The sequence below is a fragment of the Bacteroidota bacterium genome, assembly GCA_016194975.1.
Classification (GTDB): domain Bacteria; phylum Bacteroidota; class Bacteroidia; order Palsa-965; family Palsa-965.
In genome coordinates this window covers 179975-192880 of the sequence record JACQAM010000009.1, presented here as the reverse complement: position 1 = coordinate 192880, position 12906 = coordinate 179975, and the positions used below count along the sequence as shown (strand labels likewise).

Here is a 12906-nt window from a genome sequence, read left to right as displayed (position 1 = left end):
CTTTGGAACCCACACGATATGGTAATCACACTTGTAAACCACGTGAGATTGCTTCCGGTATTTGCTCATGCCCTAAATTTACGGCAAAGCCAACAGAACATTACCACCTGCAAAGCAGGTGGGTTTCCGAGTTAAACTAAAATTAATATGGAAATAACGATCAGATCAAGTGATTATCGATGGAATTTATCAGGAAAAAGTCTTTCCTGAAAACTTAAATTGTTAATGAAACCGGAATTATCATGAACCGCAGAAAATTTTTACGTAGCACTTCTCTTGCCGGACTCGCCGTTTCTTCATTGGGAACCGTTCCACTCGATGCAAAAAATAAAATTTCAGAAAATGGAATTTCCTCTTCCAATGCAAAAGATTTTGAATTGAACGAAAACACCATTGATGAGTTGCAGAAAAAAATGATCAGCGGTGATCATACTTCTCGTTCCATTGTAGAATTGTATCTGAAACGAATCGATGAGATTGATAAAAATGGAATTTTGCTCCATGCAATTATCGAACTCAATCCCGATGCGCTTTCCATTGCCGATGAACGCGACAAAGAACGCAAAGCAAATAAATTGCGCGGGCCTTTGCACGGAATTCCGGTTCTCATCAAAGACAACATCAACACCGGCGATAAAATGATGACCACGGCAGGAGCCCTCGCAATGGCTGGAAATATTGTTTCGAAAGATGCTTTCATCATCAAAAAACTCCGCGATGCGGGCGCAGTTCTCCTCGGAAAAACAAATCTCAGCGAGTGGGCGAATTTCCGTTCCACACATTCTTCCAGCGGATGGAGCAGCCGCGGCGGGCAAACAAAAAATCCATGCGTGCTCGATCGCAGCCCATGCGGATCAAGCTCCGGTTCGGCGGCAGCGGTTGCAGCAAATCTCTGCGCCGTTGCGATCGGAACAGAAACAGACGGTTCTGTTGTTGCTCCTTCTTCCTTTTGTGGAATTGTAGGAATGAAACCAACCGTTGGTTTATTGAGTCGCGGCGGAATTATTCCGATCTCAAAAACACAGGATACTGCCGGGCCAATGGCGAGAACCGTGAAAGATGCCGCAATTCTTCTGTCCGCACTCACCGGAGTGGATGACGAAGATGCGGTAACGAAGGAGAGTTATGCCATTGCAGTGAAAGATTACACGCAGTTTCTTAATGAAGATGGTTTGCGCGGAAAAAATATTGGAATTGAAAAATCTTTTCTCGAAGGAAATGAGGACATTGTTGCATTGTACAAAAAAGCTATTGATATTCTGAAAGCAAAAGGCGCAACAGTTGTAGAAGTTGATTTATTGAAAGCGGTAAATGAAAGTTCCGACGCAGAGTTGACCGTTCTGCAATACGAATTCAAAGACGGCCTCAATAAATATCTTTCTACCGCAAATGCAAAAGTAAAATCGCTCGCCGACGTTATTGAATTCAACAGGCAGAATGAACCGAAAGCGATGCCGTATTTCAAACAGGAAATTCTCGAGAGCAGCAATGCGAAAGGCGGACTCGATAGCAAAGAATATATTGATGCACTTGCAAGATCGAAAAGTACGCGGAAAATGATCGATGATATTATTTCCCTGAATAAATTGCACGCCATTTGCGGAACCAGCATTGGGCTTCCGAATTGCATCGATCTTGTGAATGGTGATTACGATACCGGATTTTATTTCTGCCCGCCCGCCGCGCGCGCTGGTTACCCGCACATCACCGTGCCCATGGGGAAAGTGCATCATTTACCAATAGGATTTTCTTTTATCGCCGGCGCTTATTCGGAAGGAATGCTTTTCAATCTCGCTTACTCATTTGAGCAGGCGACAAAAAAAAGGGAGTTACCTGAATTTTTGCCGACGCTGGATTTTGGAGGAAAGTGATTATTGAGATGAGGATATTCAAAAAAAATAAAGATCATCGTATCGCCTGTGATCGCACATTTTCTAATTCGCACATTTTCTCATTCACACATTTTCTTCTATCTTAGAAACAACATTTCCTTATGGCCGAAAAACTTTACGACTTCATTATTATTGGCGGAGGGCCTACCGGTTCGTCGGCTGCAATTTACCTTCGCTGGAAAGGATATTCCGTTCTTGTTCTTGAGCGTGAAAAATTCCCGCGCCAGCACGTAGGCGAATCGCTTCTTCCATTCTGTTATTCTCTTTTCAAAGAGCTCGGCGTTTTTGAAGAAATGAAAAAAAGATTTGTGCGCAAACCCGGGGCGCGTTTTGTGAACAGCAACGGAACGAAAAGTTCTACCTGGTGTTTCCGTAATATCATTCCCGATGAAAGTTATCTTTCCTTTCACGTGGTACGTGCCGATTTCGACAAGATGCTGCTCGATCACGCACGCACACATGGCGCGAAAGTGCGCGAAGAAACAAAAGTGGAAAGCGTTGATCTTGATCGCAGCGACGATATGGTGGAAGTGAAAGCAAGTTGTGCTGAAACACAACTCACCTTCCGATGTAAATTCCTGATCGATGCCACCGGGCAGGATACTTTTCTTGCGCGGCGCCTCGGGGACAAAAAAGCATACAAGGAACTCGACCGCATTGCTTTTCTCACGCACTGGAAAGGCGCGAAGTACGTGCAGGGCATCGATGTGGGATTGTTGCAGATCTGTTATCTCGATCAGCGGAAGAGCGGGTGGTTCGGCATTCAGCCCGTGGGAAAAGACCGCATCAGTGTGGGACTCATAATTGACAGAAAATACCTGAAAGAACAGAAAGCGAAATTCAAAGCGCTCGGAAATGAAGAGGACTGGCAAATGCAATTCTACCTGCAGGAAGTGCGGGAATGTGCTTTTACCAATGACATTCTTGAAAATGCTTCCATTGCACAACCGCTCATTGCTGTTTCCGATTTTTCTTATTATGCAGAAAAAACTTTCGGCCACAATTTTGCGATGCTCGGCGATGCAGGAAAATTTCTCGATCCCATTTTTGCTTCCGGCGTTTATCTCGGCATGAACAGTTCAAAATTATTTGCCGAAGCGCTCGATGTGCTGATGAAAGAAGGAAAAGAAAAAGGAATGATCGCGATGACGGAAAAGAAAAAACACATTGACGGAGCGTATGATCTCGTGGAAAAATTTGTGAATATATTTTATGATCCCGAATCATTTAACCTTGCCAACCTCAGTTCCACTTCCGAATCGAATTACAAAGGATATGAAACCGCTTTCTCGCTCGTACACTATTTGCTTGCCGGAGATTTTTTCAATCGCTATGAAGAGTACAGCGAATTCCTCGATATGCTTCGCAATCCAAAACAATTTGCGCGATGGAAAAATCTTGTTGTCGATCGCCCCAATCTTCATGAGAAAACCTGCGGCGCCGACTGGAACCTGATCTTCGGTGAGATCGATGACAAGCTCGTGAAGAAAACAAGTATCAATAAGGAGATGGCGTAAGGTATTGGGTTGTTGAGGTAATTAAGGTATTGAGACATTGATTATCCGTTTTTAATTTGGATTTCAGACACCCTGACTGATCGCACCGATAATTATTAATAAACAACATCCAACACCTAATAACCCAATAACCATTACCTACCTTTAGACATGAAGAAATTTTTTCTCGCTCCATTAATTATTACCGGCGTTCTGCTCTCCTCCTGCTCGCATAACGGAAAATATATGGCGTATGTGAAAGTGAAAGGGAAATACGGTTACATCAATGAGAATGGCGATATGCTCATCGATGCGAAATATGAAAATGCATGGTCGTTCATTCGCGGATGTGCGGTGGTGAAAGAAAATGGAAAATATGGCCTCATCAACAAAGAAGGAAATTATATTGTGAAGAATGAATATGATTCCATGATCCCTTTCAGTTCTTCCTGCATCATCATCGAAAAAAATAAGGCATTCGGTTTCATGGAGAACGGTACAGGAAAAATTCTCATTACTCCTCAATACGAAAAAGTTTTTTACTACACCGATAATCTGTGCGTGGTACAGAAAGGAAAAGCGCTGGGAATTGTAAACAACAAAGGAAAATTAACTTGCCCCGTGGTCATGCAGGATTTCAAAGATATGATGGGCGCTGCAGGAAAATGTATTCAGAATGATACGACTGATGAGATGGCGATGCTCCTTTCCCTCATGCAGGGCGGACAGGATGTGAAAGAGGGACTCATCAACAGGAATGGCGAAGTTATTATTCAACCGAAGTACGACGACATTTTTGATTATGATCTCAGCAATGGATTTTATTATCCTTTCCTGCGCAATGCAGATTCCACTTCAGATACCCTTCCTCATCTCGATGATGAACCTGCAGTAATTCCCCCGGGAATTTATGGCATTGCCGATACTACAGGAAAAATAATTTCAGAACCTGCATTTGAAGAAATTCCTGTTTACGGCGATGGAATGTTCCGTGTAAAACAAAAAGGAAAATACGGATACATGGATGTCAAAGGGAAAATGATCATCGAACCGAAATATGATTACGCGGTAGCTTTCAATGAAGGGCTTGCAATTGTTTCGGTGGGCTCTCATTCGGGAAAACAAATCGTTCTTTACCAGAACACCGCTTCCATCATTGACAAAACAGGGAAAGTTCTTGTGGAAGATCTTGGCCCCGGTTCAGGTTTGTATCGTTTCAATTCCGGCCTTGCCCGATGCCGTTCGATGGACGGGCAATATGGTTTTCTTGATGTAACCGGAAAACGTGTGATACCGACAACGTTTGATGTGGCCGATGATTTCGATCGCGGGCGCGCAATCGTGAGTGAGAATGATAAGTACGGACTCATTGATACCAAAGGAAACTTCATTGTGCAGCCGCAGTTTGAATTTTTTTACGATCTCGGTGGCGGATATTACCAGACAAAAAATGAAGACGATCTCGCAGGCGTTGTTGATTCAACCGGGAAAGTAATTCTGCAACCCGTATTCACTGAAGTTTTTCATTTGCAGAAAAATTTTTTCACTGTAGAGAAAGACGAGCTGAACGGGTGCTATGATCTTTCCGGCAAAGAAATTTTTCCGCCAAAATCCACCCGCTCTGTTTATTTCATGAAAGGAACCTGCATCGTGGATAATGATGGAATTCCTTCACTCATCGATTCCACCGGGAAAAATCTTGTGCCGCCTGTTTACGACAGTATCGGCGTTTTTTATAATGGCTATGCATCGGTGCGGCTGAAAGGAAAATTCGGATTGATCGATTCCACCGGAAAAAAAATAATTGACACAAAGTATTCCGAAATACGGCCGTTCGTGAATGGTTACGCCGTTTTTTCTGACAATGGAAAATACGGTTATCTCGATACGAAGGGTGCAGTGGTTGTAGAAGCGAAATTCGAAGATGCCGCCGTGCTGGTAGATCCCGACCGGAAAGAATTCGAATAAATGAACGGCGGAAAAATGAAAAATTTTTTTTCGCACATTTCATCTTTCAGGAGAGGACCTGAATTACTGCTCGTTTTCATTGTTATTTTTTCTTTCCGCTATTCTTCGCAGCAGATCTGGAAACCCTTCCACGCACAGCAGGTAATAAGCGGAGATGCGATCGGGTATTATTCTTACCTGCCTGCAACTTTTATTTATCATGATCTGCGTTTTGATTTCATCAATGCGCTGCAGGAAAAATATCCTCCTCTCGTTCACACCGGTGAATGCGGTTTCTGCAACCTCTTCGATGGAAAACCGGTGAACAAATATTTTGCGGGTGAAGCACTACTTGCTGCGCCGTTTTTTCTTTGCGGGCATGCGTATGCAAAAATGAGCGGCGATGCGGCCGACGGCTATTCGGCGCCCTACCGTGTGGCGATGGAAGCTGCAGCGCTTTTTTATTTTTTACTCGGAACGTTTTTCCTGCTCCGTTACCTGAGAAGAACGGGCATCAATGAAATTTCAATTTCCATTTCCATCGCACTTGTTTTTTTCGGAACCAATCTTTTCGAATATGTCCTGTGGGAACCGGCAATGACACATGTGTATTCTTACAGCATGTTCTGCATTTTCATTTATCTCGCACATTCAGCGATAAATAATTTTACTCCGAAGAAATTTATTTTCCTCTCGCTCATCACCGGGCTGATCATTGCCATTCGCCCTGTAAATGCGTTGATCATTTTAAGTCTGCCGTTCCTTGCAGAAAATTTATCTGCATTAAAAATTTTCGCGGTAAATATTCTGCACCTGAAAGCAAAACTCATTTATCCTCTTCTCACATTTGCGTCTGCGCTGATCCCGCAATTACTTTATTACCATGCGCAGTCGGGGCGATGGTTCGTCTATGCGTATTCGAAAGAAGGATTTGATTTTCTTCACCCGCATTTTTTTCAGTGTTTGTTCAGTTTCAATAACGGTGCGTTCATTTATTCGCCTTTGCTGCTGATTTGTTTTATCGGGATCATTCCATTGTTCCTGAAAAATAAATTTCGTTTTTTTTCTTTCCTCTCTTTTTTCATTGCAGCAGTATGGGTCATCTCATCGTGGTGGGCATGGAATTATTCCGGCGCATTCGGTATGCGCCCCCTCGTGGAATTCACACCGTTCTTCGTTATTCTCTTCTGCATTTTTCTTTCATCCATTGGAACTATTTTTCGCATTCTACTTTCTTTTATTTTCATTCTTCCGCTCTCCTGCCTGCTTATCTTCCAGGTGTGGCAATATCACCGGGGAATGTTTGCATGGGGTGGAATGACGGAAAAAGATTACTACCGCGTTTTTCTCCGGTCAGAAATTCAATACATGTGGCTGGCCAATGATCCGCCGGTGCTTCCAATTCCTTCGAATGCAAAAATTTATTCTGTAAAAAAATTCAATCTCGAACAGGATGATCCTTTCATCGCGGGAAAAAATATTTTAAAACAATCTTCTTTTTCCGGAAATCATTCTGTACTGATGGATTCGATCACCGATCGCTCATTCGCCTGTCGTGGTTACATTGATCGGCTCATTCCTGATTCAATAACCGGTTATGAAAGTTTACTCCTCGATATTGATTTCAAATGCAGGATGAATAACATTGGAACGGATGCCTCGGCCGTTTACAGTTTCCGTCATAACGATAAGGAATTATCGGGCGGATCTTATTTCATTATCCGGCAAATGACAGAAGAAAATAAATGGCAGGATGTTCATCTTATTGTTCCGCTTCCTTCCATGATGAAAGGCGATATTTTTTCAGTGATGTTCAATCAAACTGAAAAAAATGCAGAAACATCCATCGATGATGTAAAGCTGACTGTGTTCAGATAATTTTTTTGGAATTAATTCCCATTCTTCTTCCTGTACGCATTCACGCGCACGATCGCATTCGCGCGTATGTCCATGTAGAAAAAATTCACATCACTCACATGATAGATCTTCCCGAGATGATAATATTTCCGGAAATGTTTTTTGTCGGAAGAAGTAATCCAGAGTAAATTTCCGCGGATGCAGGCCTGCACGAGGTGGCGATCGATACTTTTAAAATCAAACGGTACTGCTCCATCATGCAATTCTTTTTTCGCAGTCGTTGTATCTGTTCTCCACGTCAGCGGATTCACACACGCATCGCCTGTGTAGCGTGCGAGCGCGCCTGTCATCTGCGTACCGTAAGCAACCGTATTCCATGTTATGAAACATCCGGTTTGCGCTGCACTGTCGCCAACGGGAATGTCGCTAAAATAATTCACCGGTATCGGGCAACCAATTGCGTACGCGGCAACGAGTTGTTTGAGTAAAGGTTTTCCCTCGAAAAATTCTTTGAGTAAGCGTTTTGCGTGATACGATCCCTGGCTGTGCCCTGCAACGATGATGGGCCGGCCGTGATTATAATTCGCGAGATAATATTCAAAAGCTTTTTTCACATCGGAGTACGCTGTATCGAGTGCAGCATCTCCTGCAGCACACGAATCGGTGAAGGCGCGGAGAATAGCCTGCCGGTAACGCGGCGCATAAACTTTACAACACGCGTTGAACGGCGTGGCCTGGAATAAAACACACGCATCACATTTCCGGTTGAGACTTTTATCATCGAGATCGCCGTTCCAGGGGCCGCCGGCAAGATAAACCGTTGGATGAATGTAGAACACATCCGCATTTGCATTGGCTTCATCTTCCTTTATTTCACAACCGGGAGGAATGCTGTCGCCTATGTCGTGCCTTGCGGGAAGTGCGATCCAGAATTTTTCATTGGAATAATCGGGACGAACAGGGTGTGCATTCCCGGCATGAATGGATGTGGTTGTACTGAAACACAACCATAAAAATAAAATAAGCTTCAAAAAAAAAATAACCCGGTAAAACATAAAACGAGATTCCGTCTACTGCTTGAGTTTAGTGTTGATGTCCACCAGCAGTTTCTCGGTCGAATCTGTTTTATCGCCGCTCTTCTTACCAAGCGCGATCGCATTTTCAGCGACTGTTTTTGCTTCTTTATAATGGCCGGCTTTGTAAAGCAAAGAGGCATAAGTATCCATGGAAGCATATTCAGGGACAGCATCCGTAATTTTTTTCATTAATGGTAATGTAAGTTCCAGTGCAGTTTTGTCGTCGCACTTCTCATAAAATCCCCAGCACACGTCATTTATTTCATTGGAAGCAGAATTCATACTCGCAGGTTTACACGTATCAAGCATTGCTTGTTCGAGCTGTGTCACTTTCACCCATCCGTTATTCTTTTCATAGAATGAAATGCTCAACCGGCGTTTATTACTTCCATTGTAAATATTTCCGGGAAAATATTTGTCGAGATCGGCGAGCGCTTCATTCAGCAACTTCTCATCATTCTTATTTGCAGCAGAATCTCCTTTCATAAAAATGATCGCGTAAATTTTGTTATCCACCTGGTCTTTTCCATAGAGCCCGCGCAACTTATCTGCATTAGAAAGAACGAGATTGGAATATTTATCATTCACATTGAAACGTGCGATCACATCCCAGGGAACTTCAGCAGTAATATCTTTTTGTTTATCGAGAAATGTATTCACTGTATCTGGAGAAGGATTCACACGTGCCTTTCCGGTGCCGTACGATTTTTTGTAAAACTCCGGGAAACCGGGATCGAGCGCCGGAGAATAGCCGGGATAATTAACCTGCGTTGCAGGATTTTCAGCTTTCATCAATTCATCTACAAATTGCTGGGTGGGGCGATAACCCACTATCGTGTAAATTAATTTTCCTTCGGGAGAAAAGATCAAGTAAGTAGGAAATGCCTGAATGTGATATTTCATTGCGATCATGAGTCCCTCCGGATCTTTTTCCATTTCTCTTTTTATCGCGACAAAATTCTTATCGATCTCTGTAATCGTAGTGTCGCTTTTGAAAGTGGAGCGGTCCATCACTTTGCACCAGCCGCACCAATCGGTGTAGCAATCGAGCATCACGTATTTTTTTTCGGCGCCTGCTTTTTTCAGCGATTCATTCCACGTTCCGGAAAAATAATTCAGGTCGCCGGCGTGAAGAGCAATGTTCAGCGGAATAATTACGAGAAGTGTGATGATCTTTTTCATTGGAGAAATTTTTAGTTTATTTATAAATGTCTTTTCGATGTCCTACTTTCTGTACATTAATAATTTTTATTTCGTCTTTTATGGAATAGATGACACGGTAATCTCCAATTCTGATTCTCCAGAAATATCCGCCATCACCTTTTAGTTTTATGCATCCTGTCGGCCTGGGATTAACTGCCAACGCCCGAATCGCATCAACGATTTTAGAAGCTACTTTTACCGGAAGCATTTCAATTTCCTTGACGGCAGATCTTTTTACCGTAATCAGGTAAATCATATTTTACCTTTTTTTCGGAGCGATTTTTCTACTCTTTCAAATGGTACACTGGGTTCATCTACCCTCGATTCAGCAATTATTACATCGATCAAATCTTCCAGTTGCTCATTATATTTTTCCAGAAGACTAATGTCGATCTGCACCGCCTTCACTTTTTTATGGCTGTCTTTGATATAGCTAACACCTTTCATATTAATTTGACTTAGACGTTTTGATCACAACGGTAAACTCATAGCGAATTTACGAAATTTCATTGGAGCAGCGACATCACATTGAACTAATCTGGTTGCTGTCACTGAATAATACACGGCCTCACATAAATTTCCTGATCAGCCACATCAACAGTGTTAGCACAACACTGATGAGAATACAAGTGACGATCGGGAAATAAAATCCACCATTATTATTTTCAATGCGAATGTCTCCCGGAAGTTTTCCTATCCATTTTAATTTGTCGCCGAATAACCACCACACGAGTCCGGCGAGAATGAGTAGTGCGCCGGCGAGGAATAGATATTTGGTGAGAGTAGGCATGGTAAGTGCGAAATACGAAATCCCGAATTAATTCGGGAAAAGTTACGAAATACGAAATTAGTTTTCCACCAATTAGTTTTCCACATCATCCATCTTCCATCGTCAAACCCTTAAATTTGTAACGAAATTTTCTTTTGCTTTTTTTAACCTGTGAAAACAACTTTTGATTTCGCCAACCCAATAACTCATTAACCCAATAACTATTCTTCCAAAGTGAATTACCTCGAAGAACTCAATGAAGCGCAGTGTGCGGCGGTAAAATGTACCGATGGCCCGGTGATGATTGTCGCGGGCGCGGGCTCGGGCAAAACGCGCGTACTCACATACCGCGTGGCGCATCTCGTGAACAGCGGAGTGGATGCGTTCAATATTCTTGCGCTCACTTTTACAAATAAAGCGGCGCGTGAAATGAAAGACCGCATTGCAAAAATTGTGACAAAAGGCGAAGCACGGAATTTATGGATGGGAACTTTTCACTCGGTGTTTGCGCGCATTCTTCGCTCGGAGGCGGAACGCATCGGTTATCCTTCCAATTTTACAATTTATGATACTGACGATTCCAAATCGCTACTCAAATCCATTCTCAAAGAACAGGGACTCGACGAAAAAATTTACAAACCGGGTTTAGTGCTGAGCAGAATTTCATCGGCGAAAAATAATCTTGTTTCTGCTGCAGCGTACCAATTGGATTCGACGATCATGGAAGAAGACCGCATGAGTGGAAAACCGAAGATCGGCCTTGTTTACGATCTCTATCACAAACGCTGTTTCAAAGCGGGCGCCATGGATTTCGACGACCTGCTTTTCAATACGAATATTCTGCTCCGCGATTTTCCCGATATTCTCCATAAGTACCAGGATAAATTCCGCTACATCATGGTGGATGAGTACCAGGACACGAATTTTTCGCAATACGTTATTGTAAAACAACTCGCCGCAAAATTCCAGAACATCTGCGTTGTGGGCGACGATGCGCAATCCATTTATGCTTTCCGTGGCGCGAACATTCAGAATATTCTCAGCTTCGAAAAAGATTATCCCGATCTGCACACTTTTAAACTCGAACAGAATTACCGCAGCACGAAAAATATTGTGAGCGCTGCGAACGCGATCATCAGCAACAACCGCGATCAGCTTGAGAAAAAAGTGTGGACACACAACGACGACGGAGAACTGATTCAACTCATGAAAGCGCACACTGATAATGAAGAAGGACAGATAGTAGCGCGCAGCATCTTCGATACGAAATTGGAAAAACAAAAACGCAATCGTGATTTCGCCATTCTCTATCGCACGAACGCGCAGAGCCGCGCAATGGAAGAAGCGTTGCGGAAAAAAGGAATTGCTTACCGCATTTACGGTGGACTTTCTTTTTACCAGCGGAAAGAAGTGAAAGATTTACTCGCCTATTACCGGCTTGCGATAAATCCGCATGATGAGGAAGCTTTCCGCCGCGTGATCAATTATCCTGCAAGAGGAATAGGCGACACTTCACTCGACAAACTCACAATCGCCGCACGCGATAATGATGTCAGTTTGTGGACGGTTTGCGAAAATATTACGGCGTTCGCATTGGGAATAAATTCGGGCACCACGCAACGCATTGCCGATTTCATTACCATGATCCAGAGTTTCCAGGTGATGTTGCCGACGAATAATGCGTATGATCTCGGAAATCACATTGCAAATACATCGGGACTGCTGCGCGAATTGTACACCGATAAAACTCCGGAAGGTGTGAGTCGCTATGAGAACGTGCAGGAATTACTGAACGGACTCAAAGAATTTTCCGACGGAGATGAAGCGCCGGCGATCGAACTCATTGAGAGCGATCCCGAATTAGCGCGGATAGAATTGGAAAAACAAGCGGAGATCCTCGGGGAGACCGCTCCGCAAAAAGAAGCGATGCGTACACTCGATCAGTTCATGCAGGACATTGCCCTGCTCACCGACGCTGATGTAAAAGAAGATGAAACGGATCTCGATCGCGTTTCACTCATGACCATTCACGCAGCGAAGGGACTTGAATTTCCTTATGTCTTTATTGTGGGAGTTGAAGAAAATCTTTTCCCTTCTCCGCTGTCACTGAATTCAAGATCCGATCTCGAAGAAGAGCGCCGTTTGTTTTATGTTGCAGTCACGCGCGCGGAAAAACGTGCCACCATCACCTACTCTTCTTCGCGTTATCGCTGGGGAAATCTCACCACCTGCGAAGCAAGCCGGTTCATTGAAGAGATCGATCCGAAATATATCGAGTATGCAAACAGTGCGGCTCGTAACGAACACAGCGAATTCAATGAACCTACTTTCGGAATGAAGAAGACGGTGACGAATACTGTTTTACCGAAGAAAAAAAATCTGGTGAAAGCAAGTACGGCGAAGTCGGCGCCGGTCCTTCACGATAATTCTCATTTGAAAAATCTGCAGATCGGTTCGGTGGTGAAGCACGAACGTTTCGGAAAAGGAACGGTGACCGCAATGGAAGGAAATTTCCCGAATACAAAAGCATTTGTGGAATTTGACAGCGCCGGCCAGAAACAATTGCTGCTGAAATTCGCGAAGCTGGAGATCGTACAATGATCTTTCTATGTTGAAGAGGGTTGTATTATTGCACAACCATTATTTCCTGGTTTTTTTCACAAAAA

The 12906-nt window shown here is 43.4% G+C and carries 10 protein-coding genes; 5 read left to right on the top strand and 5 right to left on the bottom strand.

The window, feature by feature from the left end; genetic code table 11:
• Positions 1–242 precede the first annotated feature (242 nt).
• The 4 genes from HY064_08585 to HY064_08570 all read left to right on the top strand — a co-directional run bounded on the left by HY064_08585 (position 243) and on the right by HY064_08570 (position 7213).
• Positions 243–1871, top strand: a complete 1629-nt coding sequence (locus HY064_08585; GenBank protein MBI3510707.1) for an amidase — start codon at positions 243–245, stop codon at positions 1869–1871.
• 122 nt (positions 1872–1993) lie between these two features.
• Positions 1994–3409: a tryptophan 7-halogenase gene (locus HY064_08580; protein MBI3510706.1), complete on the top strand. Its 1416-nt coding sequence runs from the start codon at positions 1994–1996 to the stop codon at positions 3407–3409.
• Between the two features lie 150 nt (positions 3410–3559).
• The gene (locus HY064_08575; GenBank protein MBI3510705.1) at positions 3560–5356 is read left to right on the top strand and encodes a WG repeat-containing protein; all 1797 of its coding nucleotides are present in this window, start codon (positions 3560–3562) and stop codon (positions 5354–5356) included.
• 15 nt (positions 5357–5371) lie between these two features.
• Complete coding sequence (locus HY064_08570; GenBank protein MBI3510704.1) at positions 5372–7213, top strand: hypothetical protein; 1842 nt, start codon at positions 5372–5374, stop codon at positions 7211–7213.
• An 11-nt stretch (positions 7214–7224) separates the two neighbouring features.
• Here HY064_08570 and HY064_08565 read toward each other — a convergent pair whose 3' ends face one another.
• From HY064_08565 to HY064_08545, 5 genes are all read right to left on the bottom strand, one after another.
• Positions 7225–8223, bottom strand: coding sequence for a DUF3089 domain-containing protein (locus tag HY064_08565; protein MBI3510703.1), 999 nt, complete (start codon positions 8221–8223; stop codon positions 7225–7227).
• A 39-nt stretch (positions 8224–8262) separates the two neighbouring features.
• Entirely contained in the window at positions 8263–9450 is a 1188-nt protein-coding gene (locus tag HY064_08560) for a DUF255 domain-containing protein (GenBank protein ID MBI3510702.1), read from the bottom strand.
• Positions 9451–9466: 16 nt separating this feature from the next.
• Positions 9467–9727 carry a type II toxin-antitoxin system RelE/ParE family toxin gene (locus HY064_08555; protein ID MBI3510701.1) on the bottom strand — a complete coding sequence of 87 codons (261 nt, stop codon included), beginning with the start codon at positions 9725–9727 and terminating at the stop codon, positions 9467–9469.
• A complete protein-coding gene (locus HY064_08550) occupies positions 9724–9918 on the bottom strand; it encodes a hypothetical protein (protein ID MBI3510700.1) in 195 nt (64 codons plus the stop codon). The genes HY064_08555 and HY064_08550 overlap by 4 nt, the downstream gene beginning before the upstream one ends.
• Positions 9919–10039: 121 nt before the next feature.
• Positions 10040–10261, bottom strand: coding sequence for a DUF2905 domain-containing protein (locus HY064_08545; GenBank protein MBI3510699.1), 222 nt, complete (start codon positions 10259–10261; stop codon positions 10040–10042).
• 213 nt (positions 10262–10474) lie between these two features.
• Here HY064_08545 and HY064_08540 point away from each other — a divergent pair, with 213 nt between their 5' ends.
• Positions 10475–12841, top strand: coding sequence for a UvrD-helicase domain-containing protein (locus tag HY064_08540; GenBank protein ID MBI3510698.1), 2367 nt, complete (start codon positions 10475–10477; stop codon positions 12839–12841).
• Positions 12842–12906 lie beyond the last annotated feature (65 nt).